We start from the raw sequence: 17,341 nt of genomic DNA, 5'->3' as shown, positions 1-17,341 counted from the left end.
ACGCATGAAATTCGAACGCCTGCGCATATTGGGGTTCAAGAGCTTCTGCGAGTCGACGGACTTCCTCATTCAGCCCGGCCTCACCGGCGTGGTCGGGCCGAACGGCTGCGGCAAGTCCAACCTCGTCGAGGCCCTGCGCTGGGTCATGGGCGAAAATTCCTATAAAAACATGCGCGCGTCCGGCATGGACGACGTGATCTTTTCCGGCGGCGGGTCGCGCGCCGCGCGCAATTTCGCGGAAGTCGGCCTTGTTCTGGACAATTCCGCCCGCCTCGCGCCCGCCGGCTTCAACGACGCCGATCTCATCGAGGTCACGCGCCGCATCGAGCGCGAGCAGGGCTCGACCTATCGCATCAACGGCAAGGAAGTGCGCGCCCGCGACGTGCAATTGCTCTTCGCCGACGCCGCGACCGGCGCCCGATCGCCCTCGCTCGTGCGTCAGGGCCAGATCGGCGAGATCATTTCGGCCAAGCCGCAGGCGCGCCGCAGAATTCTCGAAGACGCCGCCGGCGTCGCCGGCCTGCATTCCCGCCGCCACGAGGCCGAGCTGAGGCTGAACGCCGCGTCCGAGAATCTGACCCGCCTAGAGGATGTTTTGAAGCAGGTCGAGAGCCAGGGCGACAGTCTGAGACGTCAGGCGCGTCAGGCCGCGCGCTATCGCGAGGTCGCCGCCAAAATCCGGCAGAACGAGGCGCTCGTCGCGCTCGTTTCCTACCAGATCGCCGCCGATCAGCTGCGCGACGCCGCCCGCAAGCTCGAAGCCGACATCCTCAACGTGCAGACGCGCACGCTCGAGCAGGCGGAGGCCGCGAAGCTTCAGGCCATCGCCGCGCATGAGCTGCCGAAGCTGCGCGAGAAGGAGGCCGAAGCCGGCGCCGCCGTGCATCGGCTCGTGGCCGCCCGTCAGGCGCTCGAGGCCGACGAACAGCGCGCCAAGCAGCGCATTTCAGAGCTCGCGCGGCAGATCGAGCAGTTCATGCGCGATCTCGAGCGCGAGCGGGCCTTGATCGAGGACGCCGCCGAAGTTGCGCAGAGGCTGGAGGACGAGCGCGCCGACCTTCTGGGCGCCGATTTGCAGGACGACGACCGGGAAGCCGAGGCGCGCGAGCGTCTTGCCGAGATCGAGGCGAAGCTCGCCGAGACCGAATCGGCCCTTTCCGACGTGCAGCAGCAGCTCGCGGGCGTGAACGCCCGGCGCGGCGCCATCGAATCGGCGCTGCGCGACGAGAACGCCCGCGTGGCGCGCTTCCAGGCGGAGCTCACCCGGCTCGACACCGAATTCGCGCTGATCGCCGGGCAGGGCGGGGGCGTCGAGGAGGCGGCGCGTCTCGCCGAGGCGTTCGAGATGGCCGTCGAGGAGGCGCGCGCCGCCGACGAAGCCGCGCAGATGGCCGAGGAGGGGAGCCGTGAGGCGCGCGAGGCGGAGGCCGCCGCCCGTCAGCCGGTCGAGCAGGCCGCGCTGAGGGCGCAGCGGCTGGAGACCGAGGTCCGCACGCTCGAAAATCTGCTGCAATCCGGCGCTGGCGGCCTGTGGGCCCCGGTCGTCGAGAGCGTGACGGTCGAGAAAGGCTATGAGACGGCGCTCGGCGCCGCGCTCGGCGACGATCTCGACGCCTCCGCCGAGACATCTGCTCCCGCGCATTGGGCCCTCACCGCCGACGCGGGCGACCCGTCTCTGCCCCCCGGCGTGCGCCCGCTCCTCGACATGGTCGAGGCGCCGCCGGCGCTGCGCCGTCGGCTCGCCCAGATCGGCGTCGTCCTGCGCACCGAGGGCGAGAGTCTGCGCAAGCTCCTGAGGCCAGGCCAGCGCCTCGTCTCCAGGGAAGGCGATCTGTGGCGCTGGGACGGCTTCACCCAGGCCGCGGAGGCGCCGACGCCGGCCGCGCGCCGGCTTGCCGAAAAGAATCGCCTCGCCGATCTGCGGGCCGAGGCGGCCCGCGCCCGCGCCGAGGCCGACGCCCTCGCCGAGGAGCTCGACGCCGCCCGGGAGGCGACACGGCTCGCCGCCCTTGGCGACGCCGCCGCCCGCGACGCCCAGCGCCGCGCCCGCGCCCGGCTCGAAGAGGCCCGCGAGCGCCACACCGCCGCCGAGCGCCGTCTGGCGCAGATCGGCCAGCGCCTCTCCGCGCTGGAGGAGGCCAAGGCGCAGACCCTCGCCAACCGCGACGAGGCCGCGCAGAAACGCGAATCGCTCGCCGCCGAGCTCGACGCGCTGGACGAGCCGGCCTCGCTCGCCGGCGCCATGGAGAGCCTGCGCGCCCGCGCCATGGTCGAGCGCGCCCAGGCGGGCGAAGCCCGCGCGTCCCTGGCGACGCTGCGCAACGAGGCCAACGCCCGCGCCTCGCGCGTCGCCGCGATCGCCCGTGAAATCGCCTCCTGGGCCGAGCGCCGCGACCGCGCCCAGGATCGGCTCGGCGAATTGGAGGAGCGTCTCGAATCGGCGCGCGAGGAGCAGGAGCGCCTCGCCGAGGCGCCGGACGCCTTCCTCGAGCAGCGCCGGGCCCTGATGAATGCGCTGGAGGACGCCGAGGCCGCCCGCCGCGACGCCTCCGACGCCCGCGCCGCCGCCGAGACGAGCCTCGCGGGCGCCGACCGCGCCGCCCGCGTCGCGCTCGACGCCATGAGCGCCGCGCGCGAGGAGAAGGCGCGCAGCGAGGCCCAGCTCGAGGCCGCGAAACAGCGCGCCGCCGACATCGAGCGCGCGATTGCGCATGATCTCGAAACCACGCCCGCCGCGCTCGCCGGTCTCGCGGGGGTGAAGGAGGGCGACGAACTCCCCGACATCGCCGAGATCGAGAAGCGGCTCGAATCCCTGCGCGCCGACCGCGAGCGCCTGGGCGCGGTCAATCTGCGCGCCGAGGAGGAGCTGACCGAAATCGACGCGCAGCGCGAGAAGATGATCGCCGAGCGCGACGATCTCGCCGAGGCGATCAAGAAGCTGCGCGCCGCCATCGCGAGCCTCAACAAGGAGGGTCGCGAGCGCCTGCTCGCCGCCTTCGACAAGGTCAACGCCCATTTCAGGGAGCTGTTCACGCTGCTGTTCGACGGCGGCTCGGCGGAGCTTCAGCTCGTCGAAAGCGAGGACCCGCTGGAGGCGGGCCTCGACATTCTCGCCCGACCGCCGGGCAAGAAGCCGCAGACCATGACGCTGCTCTCCGGCGGCGAGCAGGCGCTGACCGCCATGTCGCTGATTTTCGCCGTGTTTCTCACCAACCCGTCGCCGATCTGCGTGCTCGACGAGGTCGACGCCCCCCTGGACGACTCCAACGTCGAGCGCTTCTGCGACCTCATCGACGAAATGCGCAAGAAGACCGACACGCGCTTCGTGACGATCACGCACAACCCCATCACCATGGCCCGCATGGACCGGCTTTTCGGCGTGACCCAGGCCGAGCGCGGCATTTCGCAGCTCGTCTCGGTCGATCTGGAGCAGGCGGAAAAATTCGCGCTCGCCAGCTGAGCGCGTGCGACTGTTCCCGACGCTCAGCGGTTCGCCGTCTTCGCCTGGCCGTCCCGGGCCGGCGGGATCGGCTTGCCGCCCGACTTCTCGATTTCGGCGACGAGCTGCTTCATTTCCGCGATCTGCTGCGTCTGGTCCGTGGCGATGCGCCGCGCCAGCTCGCGCACGCGGGGGTCACGCAAATGCGCCCGTTCCGCGACCAGAATCGCGGCGGAGTGGTGCGGGATCATCGCGCGCATGAATTCGACCTCGTGGACGCCGTCCTGCGTCCGCACCAGCCAGGCTGCGGCGGCAAAGACGGCGACCGCCGCCGCGACGATCACGGAATTCGCCGGCCCGCTGCGGTAAATGTCCGGCGAAAACAGAATGACGACCACCGCAACGGCGGCGCCGGCGGCGACGGCCATCCAGACGCGGCCGGCGCTGAACCAGAGATGATCGGCCTGATAGACGTCGAGATAACTCACGCAGAATATCAGAATGGTCGCGACCGCGATCATGACGGCGAAACGCGCGTAAGGCATCGGCTCCTCCCTGTCCCCGCCGCGCGGCGGGGACGCCCGCCGTTCCGCCCCCATCCCGATTAACAACGCAGCGGCGCGGAAGGTCCGGACGGCGCGGCGCGCGGATTCGGCGCGGGGCCTTTCGCAAATGCACAAACTTTCACCCGCGCAAATCGTCGCAAGCGGATGTTTTCCTTTGAAATCAGTGGATTTGCGCAAAAGCGGCGCGCCTTGACTTCACAATGGCCCGTCAATATGTTGCGCGCGGCTCGAAAGGGTCCGGCCGCAAGCCGGGATCTTTCGATTCCAGCCGCTCCCGAAAGCCGGACCATCCCTCGAACCAAGCCGTCCCGGCCATCGTTCAATTTTGCGCGCGCCAGCCATTCGAGCGCGACGGAGAGAGCCGATGACCGAAGACGACAAGCGGGACGCCGAACAGGACGCGCTCAATGCGCGGCTCGAGAAGCTCAACGCGGCGCTGCGACAGCGCGACGAGGAGCGACTCGCCAAGGAGGCGCCGCCGCCCGAGAGAAAGGGCCTGTCGCGGGCGTTGAGCGTCGGGCTCAACGCTTTTTCCGAGTTTGTGGGCGCGGTGGCGGTGGGCGGGGTTCTCGGCTGGAAGGCCGATGAATGGCTCGGCACCAAGCCCTGGCTGATGATCGTCTTGCTCGGTCTCGGCATAGCGGCTGGCTTTTGGAATATTTATCGCGTGGCGAAGCCCAAGGACTGAGCCGCCGCGAAAGGAAAAGTCACTAGGCGCGACCTTCGCGCCACCAATCGAGGGCCGGGCGGAGACGCTCGGGCAGAAACGATGAGCACTGAAGCAGCGGCCGCGCCGAATCCGATTGAACAGTTCGAACTGCACCGCTACTTCCCGCATCAGATCGCGGGCGTCGAAACCTCTTTCACCAACGCCTCGCTCTACATGCTCGTCGCCGCGCTGGGCGTCGTGCTGCTGATGGTCCTCGCGACCTCGCGCAAGGCCATCGTGCCGGGCCGCTTTCAGGCGCTCGCCGAAATGCTTTACGAGTTCGTCGCCAATACGGTGCGCCAGACCGCGGGCAAGGAGGGGATGAAGTTCTTCCCCTTCGTCTTCTCGCTCTTTTCCTTCATCCTGATCGCCAATCTGATCGGCCTCATCCCCTATACCTATTCGGTGACGAGCCAGATCGTGGTGACCGGCGCCTTCGCGCTGCTCGTCATCACGCTGGTGACGGCCTATGGCTTCTACCGCCACGGATTCGGCTTCCTCAATCTCTTCGTGCCGCATGGCGTGCCGCTGCCGGTGCTGGTGATCCTCGTGCCGATCGAGGTCATCTCCTTCCTGTCGCGCCCCGTGTCGCTCTCCATTCGTCTGTTCGCCAACATTCTCGCGGGCCACGTGACCCTCGCGGTGTTCGGCGGATTCGTCGTGCTGCTGCTCGCGGCCGGCGGCGTCTATTCGGCGCTCGCGCCGGTGCCGCTGCTCGCGATCGTCGCGCTCTATGCGCTGGAACTGCTCGTCGCCTGTCTGCAGGCCTTCGTGTTCAGCGTCCTCACTTGCGTCTATCTCAACGACGCGATTCATCCGGGCCACTGATAAACACCCAACAATAAAAGTCGCCCATAAGGAAAACAGGAGAAGTCTATGGCTACTGAGATGCAACTGGTTGGCGCGGGTCTCGCCGCGATCGGCACCGGCGCTGCGGCGATCGGCGTCGGCCTCATCTTCGGCAACTTCGTCAATGGCGCGCTGCGCAATCCGACGGCCGCCGCCTCCCAGTTCACCAACGCGATCATCGGCGCGGCGCTCGCCGAAGGCTTGGGCATCTTCGCCTTCGTCATCGCGCTGCTTCTGTATCTGAAGGCCTAAAGAGCTTTCTCCTGATCTCGCGGGGCGCGCGCACATGGCGCGCCTCGCAGCCCGTACGCCCCTCGCAGAGGCGCGCCCCGCGTTCCATCCGCGCCGCGTCGAAGACTCTGGATCATCTCCATGGCGATCATCTCTTCCGCCCACGCCGCCGAGGCCGAGCAGGAAACCCAAGGGACCCATGAAACCCAAGGGACCCTCGAAGCTCAAGGGACCCACGAATCCGTGGGCGCGCCGGGTGGCGAAGCCCATCACGAAGGCGGCTTCCCGCCTTTCCAGACCGAGAATTTCGCGCCTCAGCTCGTCTGGCTGATGCTGATCTTCGGCTTTCTCTACGTGCTGATGTCGCGCATCGCGCTGCCGCGCGTTGGCGGCATCATCGAGAACCGCGAATCCAAGATCGCCGCCGACCTCGACGCCTCGCGCGACATGCAGTCGAAGGCCCAGGCCGCCGCGCAGGCGAATGACGAAAACCTTCGCCGCCGCCGCGAGGAGGCTCAGGCGATCGGCCGCGAGGCCCAGCAGAAGATCGCCGCCGAGGCGGCCGCGCAGCGCACGCGCGCCGAGAGCGACGCCGCCGAGAAGATCCGCGCGGCGGAGGAGCGCATCGGCGCGGCCAAGAGCGCGGCGCTCGGCAATGTCGAGCAGATCGCCCTCGACGCCGCCGCCTCGATCGTCGAGAAATTGACCGGCGCCCCCGCCGATCGCGCCCGGCTCGCGGCCGAATATCAGTCCGTGAAGAACTGAGGAGACGCATTCCATGCATTTCGACGCGGAATTCTACGTCGCCGTCGGCTTCACGATCTTCGTGCTCGTGCTGCTGTGGGTCGGCGCCCATTCCAAATTCGCCGCGCTGATCGACGCGCGCATCCATCGCATCAAGGGCGAGCTCGCCGAGGCGGAGCGCCTGCGCGCCGAAGCCGAATCGCTCCTCGCGTCCTTTGAGAAGAAGCGCGAAGAGGCGGAGGCCGAGGCCCGCGCCATCGTCGCCCAGGCGAAGGAAGAGGCCGAGCTGATCGCCGCCGAGGGCAAGCGCCGTCTCGACGAGTTCATGGTCCGCAGCGTCAAGCAGGTGGAGCAGAAAATCGCTCAGGCCGAGGCCCAGGCCGCCGCCGAGGTGCGCGCCGCCGCCGCCGACGCGGCCGTGAAGGTCGCCGAACGCGTTCTCGCAAAGGGCGCGCCGGGCAAGGACTTCGTGACGGCCGGGATCAACGAGGTCAAATCGCTCGCCGAACGCGCGCGCTACGTCTCGACCTGAAACGGTTGATCTTTAGGAAGAATTTGGAAAGGCCGGCGTCAGCGCCGGCCTTTTTTGCGTCTGGCCGCGGGCTTCTCTTCCGCATCGGCCGCGCCGCCGGTGAACCCGACGAGGATCTCATATTCCTCCTGCGCCTTGCCATTGGCGGGCACGGTCAGCGGATCGGCGAGCAGCCGGAAATCGGCGCGGGCGCCGCCGGCCGGGATCGAGGCGTTTACGCGATAATTCTTCGTGGAGACGATCGAATCGTCCTTGGTCCGGCGCAGCGCCACGCGAATGGTTCCACCATAAGCGCCAGGGGCGCCGGCCGGGCCGAGCATGGCGTCGCCCTCGACGCCGACCCGGATCACGATCTGATCGCCATTGACGACGCATTCCCGGGCAATGTCCTTGATCGACACCTGATGATGCACGCTCGCGGCCTCGACGCCGGGAGGCGTTCGCAACATCTGCGCGCCGTCTTCCGCCACGATCACCGGACAATCCGCCGTGGCGCCGGGCGTCTGCGGCGCGTCCTTCTTGCCGCCGAGCATTTCCGGCATGCCGAGCTTGGGAAAATCGAAGGCGACGGCCGTCTCGACGCCTGGCGCCGCCAGCAGGGCGAGCGCCGCCAGTCCAGCAAAACCCTTGTTCATCCGCTTGCGCGCTCCTCTCGAAGACCGCCGCCGATCACGGCAGCTTCGCAAAACCTTCCTTGAATCCCTGCAGACTCAGAGGGAGGCCAATTCCCTCCTCGGGAACCTGATGAATGATGAAGGTGGCCATCTTGCCGTTCTTCAGATGGTCGATCAGCTTGTCGTCCATCGTCACTTCCGCCACACAGCCGGTCGGCAGACATTTGACGAAGCCGGCGAGGCCGATGTCCGTCTGGTCGATTTTCAGGCCGAGGCCATTCGGCAACAGCACGCCGAGCGGCGCAATGACACGCAGCAGGCGGCTCTTGCCGTCGCTGGTCTTGAGCACGATCACCACCAGATTGACGTTGTTCTTGTCCTCGGCGACGACGCTCTGAATGAGCGCGCATTGCTCGGCGGAGGCGCCTGCCGGCGTCTCGCAGCGAATCTCCCAGTCGCCATATTTGGACTTGACCACGCCCTGGGCCAAAGCGGCGCTCGCGGCAGTTGTCATCACGACGCCGGCAACGCCCGCGACGAGATGTCGCAAGGGATTGGAGCAAATCGCGGCGCGAAAAGGATTCATGGTCTCTCCAGAAGCAGAGGCGCCGATTATGTGCGGAAAAACGGCCGCTTCGCGGCCGCCGCGCCGTCGCGGGGCGGGCCGCTTTGCCTAGCAAATGGACCCGCGCTGTCAAGCCGCATCCCGCAGCGGCTCCTTGCCTCGCCGGGACCTTGCCCCAGCCTCTCCGGCGCGACCATTTGTCAGCCGGATTATGGCGACGCAGCAATTGCGCAGGAGTTGCGTTTGTGGTTGAACCGGGCCGGAACGGGCGAAGCCTGCCTCGGGCGAGGCGCGCCCGAAATTTGCATGAAAAAAATGACAATGTCTGACGAAAAGGTGCGAAAGGCGACCTGCATGTCCACGGGCAATCGAAACTTCCTTTCTGTCGGGGCGCTTGCGGCGGCTGCCGCGCTTCCGGTCCTCCTCTTCGCTGGCTTTGCCTATGCTCAGGCCGAGGGACAGCCGACTCCGGGCGGCATCGGCCTGCCGGCGACGGTGACGGACATCGGCCGCGAGACGCAGTTCTTCTACAACGGCATCCTTCTGCCGATCATCACCTTCATCGCCCTGTCGGTCCTGGGCCTGCTGCTCTATGTCTCCTGGAGGTACAACGAGCAGGCCAACCCCGTGCCCTCCAAGCTGACCCATCATACGGGTCTCGAGATTGTCTGGACGCTCGTTCCGATCCTGATTCTGGTTGTCATCGCGATTCCCTCGTTCCGCATCCTCGCCCATCAGGTCGAGATCCCGGAGTCGAAGATCACCATCAAGGTGACGGGCAATCAGTGGTACTGGTCCTATAAATATCCCGAGGACCAGGGCGGCGGCTTCGGTTTCGACCAGCTCATGAAGCCCGAGAATGAGCTCAAGGAAGGCGAGCCGAGGCTTCTCGCCGTCGATAACGAGGCCTATGTGCCTGTCAATGAGGTGGTGAAGCTCCAGATCACGGCGGCGGACGTTATTCACTCCTTCGTCATTCCGGCGTTCGGCGTCCGCATGGACGCGGTGCCGGGCCGTCTGAACGAGACCTGGTTCCGGGCGGAGAAGGAAGGCGTCTATTACGGCCAGTGCTCGAAGATCTGCGGGAAGGACCACGCCTTCATGCCGATGGCCATCCGGGTCGTGAGCCGCGAGAAATACGACGAGTGGCTCGCCGAGTCGAAAAAGAAGTTTTCCGCCGCCGAATCGCGGACGCGCCTCGCTTCGAGCGAGCCGGCTCGCTGAACTGGACGCAAGACAACATAAGACATCGAGGACAAAACGATGGCGAGTTCGACTGCCGGAGCGCATGACCATCCGAGAGGCCTGCGCCGCTTTCTCTTCTCAACGAACCACAAGGACATCGGCACGCTTTATCTGATCCTCGCCGTCATCGGCGGCGTGGTCGGCTCGCTGATGTCGGTCGCGATCCGCGCCGAGCTGATGTATCCTGGCATCGGCGTGTTTCCGGGGCTTGCGGCGCTCATCAACCATGCCGATCCGTCGATGGGCGTGGACGCCGCCAAGAACCTCTACAATGTCTTCATCACCGCCCATGGCGTGCTGATGATCTTCTTCCTGGTCATGCCGGCCCTGATGGGCGGATTCGCCAACTGGTTCGTGCCGATCATGATTGGCGCGCCGGACATGGCCTTCCCGCGCCTCAACAATATTTCGTTCTGGTTCCTCGCCGTTTCGCTGATCCTTCTGGTCATGTCGATGTTCGTCGAGGGCGCGCCGGGCATGATGGGCTTCGGCGGCGGCTGGGTCTTCTATCCGCCGCTCTCGTCCAACATCGGCCATCCCGGTCCGGCGATGGACTTCGTCATTCTCTCGCTGCATCTCGCCGGCGCGTCGTCGATCCTGGGCTCGATCAACTTCATCACCACGATCTTCAACATGCGCGCGCCGGGCATGACGCTGCACAAGATGCCGCTCTTCGCCTGGGCCATGCTGGTCACGGCCTTCCTGCTCGTGCTGACGCTCCCGGTCCTCGCCGGCGCCATCACCATGCTGCTGACCGACCGTAATTTCGGCACCATGTTCTATGATCCGGCCGGCGGCGGCGACCCGCTGCTGTTCCAGCATCTGTTCTGGTTCTTCGGCCATCCGGAAGTCTATGTGCTGATCCTGCCGGCCTTCGGCCTCATCAGCCACATCGTGTCGACCTTCTCGAAGAAGCCGGTCTTCGGCTATCTGGGCATGGCCTACGCCATGGTCGCCATCGGCTTCCTGGGCTGCATCGTGTGGGCGCACCACATGTATACGGTCGGCCTGTCGCTGAACGCGCAGCGCTACTTCGTCTTCGCCACCATGGTCATCGCGGTGCCGACCGGCATCAAGGTGTTCTCCTGGATCGCGACGATGTGGGGCGGCTCGATCAGCTTCCGCGCGCCGATGATCTGGGCGATCGGCTTCATCTTCGTCTTCGTCATGGGCGGCGTCACGGGCGTCGTGCTGGCGAACGCCAGCGCCGACCGTCAGCTCCACGAGACCTATTTCGTGGTGGCGCATTTCCACTACACGATGTCGCTCGGCGCCGTCTTCGCCGTCTTCGCGGGCTTCTACTACTGGTTCCCGAAGATGACGGGCTACCTCTACAACGAGACCCTGTCGAAGCTGCACTTCATCGTGTTCTTCATCGGCATCAACCTCACCTTCTTCCCGCAGCACTTCCTCGGCCTCGCCGGCATGCCGCGCCGCTATATCGACTATCCGGACGCCTTCGCGCTCTGGAACTATGTCTCGTCGATCGGCGCATTCATTGGCGCGATCAGCATGCTGGTCTTCTTCTATACGGTTATCGAGGCCTTCATGAGGAAGCGTGAGGCGGGCGCCAATCCCTGGGGTCCGGGCGCCACGACGCTGGAATGGACGCTGCCTTCGCCGCCGCCCTTCCATCAGTTCGAGGTGCTGCCGCGGATTTCCGGCCCCGGCCACCAGTAAGACGACGCCAGCCGGCGCGGGTCCGCCTGCGCCGGCTGCCGCGAGACGATCGCGGCCTTTCTCGTTCCTGTCAGTTTCAAAGAGCGACGGCGATGAGCGACGCATCCTATCTCGACGACGGCCAGAGCCCGCGCATTCCCGTTGCCGCGCCGTCGGACTATTTCCGGCTCCTCAAGCCGCGCGTCATGTCGCTCGTCGTGCTGACCGCGCTCGCGGGCCTCATGCTTGCGCCGACGCCGCCGCATCCGCTCATCGCCTTTACGGCGCTGCTCGCCATCGCCGTCGGGGCAGGGGCTTCGGGCGCGCTCAACATGTGGTTCGACGCGGACATCGACGCGGTGATGACCCGCACGCAACAGCGTCCGATTCCATCGGGCCGCCTGGAGGCCGACTCGGCGCTGGCCTTTGGTCTCGTGCTGGCGCTGCTTTCCGTATTCACGCTCGGCTTCGCCACCAACTGGCTTGCGGCCGCGCTCCTCGCCTTCACCATCTTCTTCTATGTCGTCATCTACACGATGTGGCTGAAGCGTTCGACGCCGCAGAACATCGTCATCGGCGGCGCCGCGGGCGCGCTGCCGCCGATGGTCGGCTACGCCGCGGCGACCGGGGACCTGTCGCTTGCGAGCCTCGTGCTGTTCGCCATCATCTTCGTCTGGACCCCGCCGCATTTCTGGGCGCTCGCGCTCATCAAGCATGACGACTATGGTCGCGCGGGCGTGCCGATGATGCCCAATGTGCATGGCGCGGACCGCACGCGGCTCGAGATCCTCGTCTATTCCCTGCTGCTCGCACCGCTCGGCGTCCTGCCCTGGCTGATGGGCTTCGCGACCGCCGTCTATGGCGTCGTTTCGGTCGTTTCCGGCCTTTATCTCGTCTGGCTCGCCGTGCAGGTCTATCGCCGGCGCGAGGGAGACGCGGCGCGGCGCGCGTCGCTGCGGCTGTTCCTGTTCTCGATTTCCTATCTCTTCATGCTGTTCCTCATTCTCGTCGCCGAGCGCGCGGCGCATATCGCCGGATACGTCTGAGCGTCGCAAAAGGAAGAAGACATGAGCAGAGAGTCGCAGGAGAGGAGAACTGAGCGCGTCGATGATGGCGTCGTTCTCACGCCGGAGCAGGAGCGCAGCCGGCGGGCGCGCAACATCGCCATCGGCGTCACCGTGGCGCTGCTTGCCGTGCTGTTTTATGCGATCACGGTGGTTAGACTCGGCGGCGCCGTCGCCAATCGGGCGATCTGAAGATGAACGCCCCCGCCAAACAAACGGCGCCCCGTCGCCCGCGCGCCATCGCCGCGGCGCTCGTCGTCGGCTCATTGGGAATGCTCGGGCTTTCCTTCGCGTCCGTGCCGCTCTACCGCGCCTTCTGCGCGGCGACGGGGTTCGGCGGCACGCCGCAGGTCGGCAAGACCGCGGCCGCGACGCAGGGCGAACGTCATCTTACCGTGTTGTTCGACGCGAATGTGTCGCGCGACCTTCCCTGGCGTTTCTCGCCGGAGGTCTCCAGGATTTCGCTGCGAACGGGCGAGATGGCGACTGTTTATTACAAGGTCGCCAATCTCTCCGACAAGGCGACGAGCGGCCAGGCTGCCTATAACGTCAGCCCCGATCAGGCGGGCGCCTTTTTCGTCAAGGTGAAGTGTTTCTGCTTCGACGAGCAGCGCCTGGGGCCGGGCGAAACGGCGGAATGGCCCGTAGTTTTCTATCTCGATCCCGCGCTCGAGTCGGACGAAGCGATGCGTCGGGTGCAGGAAATTACTCTTTCCTATTCCTTCTATCCGACCCGATCGCCGGCGAAGACCAGCGACGCAGCCGGACAGAAGCCGAAGTCCTGATCGCCGGAGAAAGCCGGCGGAAGCGTTGATCTCAAGAACACGCCGGGCGACCGGCGCATGACGAGGAAAAGTAAAGATGGCCGACGGACACGCGAAACCTCAACACGACTACCATCTCGTCGATCCGAGTCCGTGGCCGATCGCCGGCGCCTTCGCCGCGTTGGCCACCGCCATCGGCGCCATCATGTGGATGGCGCAGCACAAGGGCGCGCCGATCTACGGCCAGACCTGGGGCGGCACGCTGTTCTTCGCGGGATTCGCGGCGATTCTCGCGGTCATGTACGCCTGGTGGAGCGACGTCGTGCGCGAGGCGCAGGTCGAGCGCCATCACACGCCGGTGGTTCAGCTTCACCACCGCTACGGGATGATCCTCTTCATCCTTTCCGAGGTGATGTTCTTCGTCGCCTGGTTCTGGGCCTTCTTCAATTCCAGCATTTTCCCCGACGACGTCTGGCAGGTGACGCGCACGGAGCTCTTCCAGGGCGTCTGGCCGCCGAAGGGCATGGAGGTGCTCAGTCCCTGGAAGCTGCCGCTGCTCAACACGGTCATTCTTCTGACCTCGGGCGCGACGCTGACCTGGGCGCATCACGGCCTGCTGCACGACGATCGCGGTCAGCTCCAGAAGGGCCTGATGGCGACCATCGCGCTGGGGCTGCTGTTCACCTTCATCCAGGGCTATGAATACGCCCATGCGCCTTTCGCCTTCTCTTTCGATCCGGCGCACCCCGCGGCGACCAATTACGGCTCGACCTTCTTCATGGCGACAGGCTTCCACGGCTTCCACGTCATTGTCGGCACGCTGTTCCTGATCGTGTGCCTGGTTCGCGCCTTCAAGGGCCATTTCGCGCCCAACCAGCATCTCGGCTTCGAATTCGCCGCCTGGTACTGGCACTTCGTCGACGTGGTCTGGCTGTTCCTGTTCCTCTGCATATATGTCTGGGGGAACTGGGGCGGCGCGATGGAGTAAGCGCCCGGCGCGCATCACCCGCGCGCCGACCGAGAGACCGGAAAATCGACGGTCACGGCGCCGCCGTGGCCGTTTTCTTATGGAAGCGAGCTCGCAATGTCCGAAGAGCATGTCTATCCGCCCGCGCAGGTCTATATCGACGGGCTGCTCGGCAGATGTCCCCGCTGCAGCAAGGGGCATATGATCCAGGGTCTTCTAGAGGTCGCGCCGAAATGCGAGGTCTGCGGGCTCGACTTCTCCTTCGCCGACACCGGAGACGGACCGGCGATCTTCGTCATGACGATCGCGGGCTTCATCATCGTCGGCCTCGCCTGGTACATCGAGGTCGCTTACCAGCCGTCCTACTGGATTCACGCGCTGATCTTTCTGCCGCTGTCCGTGATCGTTTGCATCGGGCTGCTGCGGCCGACCAAGGGGCTGCTGGTCGCCCTGCAATATTTCAACAAGGCCGAAGAGGGCCGCCGCGAATCATGAGAAGCGCCGCGCGGGCGCTCGTCTGGCCGGCGGCCGCGGCGGCGCTCGTCGCGGCGCTGCTCGTCGGCCTCGGGGTCTGGCAATTGCGCCGCCTGGCGGAGAAAGAGGCGCTCATCGCCCGCGTCGAGGCGCGCGTCCACCTTGCGGCCAAGCCCGTACCGCCCCCGAGCGAATGGGCCGCCCTCGATCCGGCGGAGTATGAATTCTCCCATGTGACCGCGCGGGGGCGCTACCTCCCCGGCCGCGACGCCCTCGTCTTCATGAAGCCGCCGGAGGGCTTCGGGCTCGAACCCGGCTATATGGTGCTGACGCCCTTCGCCCTCGCCGAGGGAGGCGTGATTTTCGTCGAACGCGGCTTCGTTCCGACATCGCGTGCGGAGGATGCGGCCGGGCGCGCGCCGCCATCGGGCGAGACGACTCTCACCGGTCTCATGCATGGCCCGCAGCGGCGCAACGCCTTTACGCCAGCCGATACGCCGGATCGGTTCATCTGGTTCACGCGCGACGCCGGACCGATCGCGGCGCGGCTGGGCCTCTCCGACGCCGCGCCCTTCACCCTGGCGCTGGAGGCGCCGGCCAGCGCGGGGCCGAACGGCTTTCCCCGGCCCGCGTCGACGGCGCCGGAATTTGCAAACAACCATCTCTCTTACGCGCTCACCTGGTTCTCCCTCGCCGTGGCGCTCGTCGTGATGTTTGCGCTCTTCGCCCGCGCCCGTCTCGCAAGCGGCGCATGAGGCGCGCAGAAGCCGCCTTGCGACGCGCGTGAATGTGCTATGAAAGAGGCTGACGCGCTCGTCCTCGCGTCGCCTGCCCCTATGGATTGAGACAGTTGCGCTACCTTTCGACGCGCGGGGAAGCCCCGCAGCTCGCTTTTGAAGATGTTCTGCTCGCCGGCCTCGCGACCGATGGCGGGCTCTACACGCCCCTCGCCTATCCGCATGTGTCGCCGGGGGAGATCGCGGCGCTCGCCGGCGCGCCCTATGAAGAGGCGGCGGCGCGGCTGATCGCGCCCTTTCTGACCGAAGAGGCCTCGCAGGCGGCGCTGCGGGCCCAGACCGAGGCCGCCTATGCGAGCTTCCGGCACCGCGCCATCGCGCCGCTCACGCAGATCGCCGACAATCTCTTCGTTCTGGAGCTTTTCCACGGTCCGACGCTCGCCTTCAAGGATCTGGCGATGCAGCTCCTCGGCCGCATGATGAACGACCTTTTGGAGAAGCGGAACCTGCGCGCCACGATCGTCGGCGCGACCTCCGGCGACACGGGCGCCGCCGCCATCGAGGCCTTTCGCGGCCTGCCGCGCGTCGACGTCTTCATCCTCTACCCGCATGGCCGCGTCTCGGACGTGCAGCGCAAGCAGATGACGACGGTCGCGGAGGACAACATCCACACGATCGCGCTGCAGGGCACCTTCGACGACGCTCAGAACATTCTGAAGCGACTGTTCCGCAACGCGCCGTTTCGCGAGCGCGTCGGCCTCGCGGGCGTCAATTCGATCAACTGGGCCCGCGTCGTGGCGCAGATGGTCTATTATTTCACGAGCGGCGTGGCGCTCGGCGCGCCGCATCGGCGCATCTCCTACGCCGTGCCGACCGGCAATTTCGGCGACGTGCTGGCGGGCTATATCGCCAAGCGCATGGGTCTGCCGGTCGACCGGCTGATCGTGGCCACCAACGCCAACGACATTCTCGCCCGCGCGCTGGCGACGGGGCGTTACGAGCCGCGCGGTGTGACGCCCACGCAGTCGCCGTCCATGGACATTCAGCTTTCCTCCAATTTCGAGCGCCTCCTGTTCGACGCCGCGGGGCGCGACCATGCGGCAGTGCGCGCGGCCTTCGCCTCGCTGGAGCAGTCGGGCTCCTTCGAGATTCCGGCGGGGCCGCTCGAGGCGATTCGCGCCGAATTCGAGGCGCTCGCGGTGGGCGAGGCGCAGACGACGGCGGAAATCGCCCGCACCTGGCGCGAGGCCGGCTATGTGCTCGATCCGCACACGGCGACCGGCGTGCGCGCCGCGCGGACGCGGCTCGAAAAGGACCCGGCCACGCCGGTCGTGGCGCTCTCCACGGCGCATCCCGCGAAATTCCCGGAGGCAATCGAACGCGCCATCGGCCGCCGGCCGCGCCTGCCCGACGAGATCGCCGCGCGCCTCGAGGGGCCGGAGCGATATACGGTTCTCGAAAACAGCGAGGCCCGCGTCGCCGCCTTCATCGCCGAGCGCGCCCGCGCGGCGCAGATCTGAGCGTCGAGGCTTGCACATGGCTCTCTTTGGCGTCATTGGCCGTCGCGACATGCCGCTCCGGGGGGAGGGCGTCTATCTGCGCCCCTCCGAAATGCGCGATTACGTCGATTGGTCCTCGCTGCGCGAGCAAAGCCGCGCCTTTCTGACGCCCTGGGAGCCGATCTGGCCTGCGGATGATCTCACCCGCGCGAGCTTCCGTTACCGGGTGCGCCGGCACGCGGAGGAAATGGCGCGCGACGAGGCCTATTCCTTTTTCGTTTTTCGGGACGAGGACGACGCGCTGCTCGGCGGTCTTTCCTTCGGCCATGTCCGCCGGGGCGTCTCCCAGGCCGCGACGCTCGGCTACTGGATGGGCGAGCCCTATGCCGGCAAGGGCTATATGACCCGCGCCGTGCGGGTGGCCTGCGCCTATATCTTCGAGCGGCAGGGTCTGCACCGGATAGAGGCCGCCTGCCTGCCCAACAACGAGCCCTCGAAGCGGCTTCTGGAGCGGGTGGGCTTCCGCCAGGAAGGTTATGCGCGGGCCTATCTGAATATCAACGGCGCATGGCGCGACCATCTGCTGTTTGGGCTTCTGGAGTCGGACCCGATCCCGCCCGCGAAACCCCGCTAACCATCCAAAATTTTTATTGCTGAGTTTCAGCCCGGTTCCTGTAGAGTGC

Annotated in this window: 19 protein-coding genes; 16 read left to right on the top strand and 3 right to left on the bottom strand. The window is 66.5% G+C overall.

Annotated elements, in window-relative coordinates; all coding sequences use genetic code 11:
* Nucleotides 1–4: 4 nt before the first annotated feature.
* Entirely contained in the window at nucleotides 5–3,460 is a 3,456-nt protein-coding gene (gene smc / locus WOC76_RS17015; protein ID WP_341105179.1) for a chromosome segregation protein SMC, read from the top strand.
* Nucleotides 3,461–3,483: 23 nt separating this feature from the next.
* Here the strand turns inward: smc and WOC76_RS17010 are convergent, their stop codons facing one another.
* A complete protein-coding gene (locus tag WOC76_RS17010; protein WP_341105180.1) occupies nucleotides 3,484–3,984 on the bottom strand; it encodes a DUF305 domain-containing protein in 501 nt (166 codons plus the stop codon).
* Nucleotides 3,985–4,369: 385 nt separating this feature from the next.
* On the opposite strand from WOC76_RS17010, the gene WOC76_RS17005 reads away from it, so the two are divergent.
* From WOC76_RS17005 to WOC76_RS16985, 5 genes are all read left to right on the top strand, one after another.
* The gene (locus WOC76_RS17005; RefSeq protein WP_341105181.1) at nucleotides 4,370–4,693 is read left to right on the top strand and encodes an AtpZ/AtpI family protein; all 324 of its coding nucleotides are present in this window, start codon (nucleotides 4,370–4,372) and stop codon (nucleotides 4,691–4,693) included.
* Between the two features lie 81 nt (nucleotides 4,694–4,774).
* Nucleotides 4,775–5,542: a F0F1 ATP synthase subunit A gene (locus WOC76_RS17000; RefSeq protein ID WP_341105182.1), complete on the top strand. Its 768-nt coding sequence runs from the start codon at nucleotides 4,775–4,777 to the stop codon at nucleotides 5,540–5,542.
* Between the two features lie 48 nt (nucleotides 5,543–5,590).
* A complete protein-coding gene (locus tag WOC76_RS16995; protein WP_341105183.1) occupies nucleotides 5,591–5,815 on the top strand; it encodes a F0F1 ATP synthase subunit C in 225 nt (74 codons plus the stop codon).
* Nucleotides 5,816–5,935: 120 nt separating this feature from the next.
* Nucleotides 5,936–6,559, top strand: coding sequence for a F0F1 ATP synthase subunit B family protein (locus WOC76_RS16990; protein ID WP_341105185.1), 624 nt, complete (start codon nucleotides 5,936–5,938; stop codon nucleotides 6,557–6,559).
* 13 nt (nucleotides 6,560–6,572) lie between these two features.
* Nucleotides 6,573–7,070 carry a F0F1 ATP synthase subunit B family protein gene (locus WOC76_RS16985; protein WP_341105186.1) on the top strand — a complete coding sequence of 166 codons (498 nt, stop codon included), beginning with the start codon at nucleotides 6,573–6,575 and terminating at the stop codon, nucleotides 7,068–7,070.
* 38 nt (nucleotides 7,071–7,108) lie between these two features.
* Here the strand turns inward: WOC76_RS16985 and WOC76_RS16980 are convergent, their stop codons facing one another.
* On the bottom strand, nucleotides 7,109–7,705 hold the full coding sequence (locus WOC76_RS16980) for a hypothetical protein (protein ID WP_341431510.1): 597 nt from the start codon (nucleotides 7,703–7,705) through the stop codon (nucleotides 7,109–7,111).
* Between the two features lie 34 nt (nucleotides 7,706–7,739).
* Nucleotides 7,740–8,270 carry an invasion associated locus B family protein gene (locus tag WOC76_RS16975; protein WP_341389108.1) on the bottom strand — a complete coding sequence of 177 codons (531 nt, stop codon included), beginning with the start codon at nucleotides 8,268–8,270 and terminating at the stop codon, nucleotides 7,740–7,742.
* A gap of 333 nt (nucleotides 8,271–8,603) precedes the next feature.
* On the opposite strand from WOC76_RS16975, the gene coxB reads away from it, so the two are divergent.
* From coxB to WOC76_RS16925, 10 genes are all read left to right on the top strand, one after another.
* Nucleotides 8,604–9,473, top strand: coding sequence for a cytochrome c oxidase subunit II (gene coxB, locus WOC76_RS16970; protein ID WP_341108736.1), 870 nt, complete (start codon nucleotides 8,604–8,606; stop codon nucleotides 9,471–9,473).
* A gap of 39 nt (nucleotides 9,474–9,512) precedes the next feature.
* Nucleotides 9,513–11,174 carry a cytochrome c oxidase subunit I gene (gene ctaD, locus WOC76_RS16965; protein WP_341105188.1) on the top strand — a complete coding sequence of 554 codons (1,662 nt, stop codon included), beginning with the start codon at nucleotides 9,513–9,515 and terminating at the stop codon, nucleotides 11,172–11,174.
* A gap of 92 nt (nucleotides 11,175–11,266) precedes the next feature.
* Nucleotides 11,267–12,199 (top strand): heme o synthase, encoded by a 933-nt coding sequence (locus WOC76_RS16960; protein WP_341105190.1) that lies wholly within the window; start codon nucleotides 11,267–11,269, stop codon nucleotides 12,197–12,199.
* Between the two features lie 21 nt (nucleotides 12,200–12,220).
* Nucleotides 12,221–12,409: a hypothetical protein gene (locus tag WOC76_RS16955; protein WP_341105192.1), complete on the top strand. Its 189-nt coding sequence runs from the start codon at nucleotides 12,221–12,223 to the stop codon at nucleotides 12,407–12,409.
* Between the two features lie 2 nt (nucleotides 12,410–12,411).
* The gene (locus WOC76_RS16950; RefSeq protein WP_341105194.1) at nucleotides 12,412–13,002 is read left to right on the top strand and encodes a cytochrome c oxidase assembly protein; all 591 of its coding nucleotides are present in this window, start codon (nucleotides 12,412–12,414) and stop codon (nucleotides 13,000–13,002) included.
* A gap of 76 nt (nucleotides 13,003–13,078) precedes the next feature.
* Nucleotides 13,079–13,969 (top strand): cytochrome c oxidase subunit 3, encoded by an 891-nt coding sequence (locus WOC76_RS16945; RefSeq protein WP_341105197.1) that lies wholly within the window; start codon nucleotides 13,079–13,081, stop codon nucleotides 13,967–13,969.
* Nucleotides 13,970–14,065: 96 nt separating this feature from the next.
* Nucleotides 14,066–14,443 (top strand): DUF983 domain-containing protein, encoded by a 378-nt coding sequence (locus WOC76_RS16940; RefSeq protein WP_341105199.1) that lies wholly within the window; start codon nucleotides 14,066–14,068, stop codon nucleotides 14,441–14,443.
* Nucleotides 14,440–15,177: an SURF1 family protein gene (locus WOC76_RS16935; RefSeq protein WP_341105201.1), complete on the top strand. Its 738-nt coding sequence runs from the start codon at nucleotides 14,440–14,442 to the stop codon at nucleotides 15,175–15,177. Before WOC76_RS16940 ends, WOC76_RS16935 begins: the two co-directional genes overlap by 4 nt.
* A 95-nt stretch (nucleotides 15,178–15,272) precedes the next feature.
* On the top strand, nucleotides 15,273–16,679 hold the full coding sequence (gene thrC / locus WOC76_RS16930) for a threonine synthase (protein WP_341105203.1): 1,407 nt from the start codon (nucleotides 15,273–15,275) through the stop codon (nucleotides 16,677–16,679).
* Nucleotides 16,680–16,695: 16 nt separating this feature from the next.
* Nucleotides 16,696–17,292, top strand: a complete 597-nt coding sequence (locus WOC76_RS16925; protein ID WP_341431509.1) for a GNAT family N-acetyltransferase — start codon at nucleotides 16,696–16,698, stop codon at nucleotides 17,290–17,292.
* Nucleotides 17,293–17,341: the final 49 nt, after the last annotated feature.

The organism is Methylocystis sp. IM3, from assembly GCF_038070105.1.
Classification (GTDB): Bacteria; Pseudomonadota; Alphaproteobacteria; order Rhizobiales; family Beijerinckiaceae; genus Methylocystis.
The sequence above is the reverse complement of the archived record's forward strand: the minus strand, read 5'-3'. Positions and strand labels throughout refer to the sequence as shown.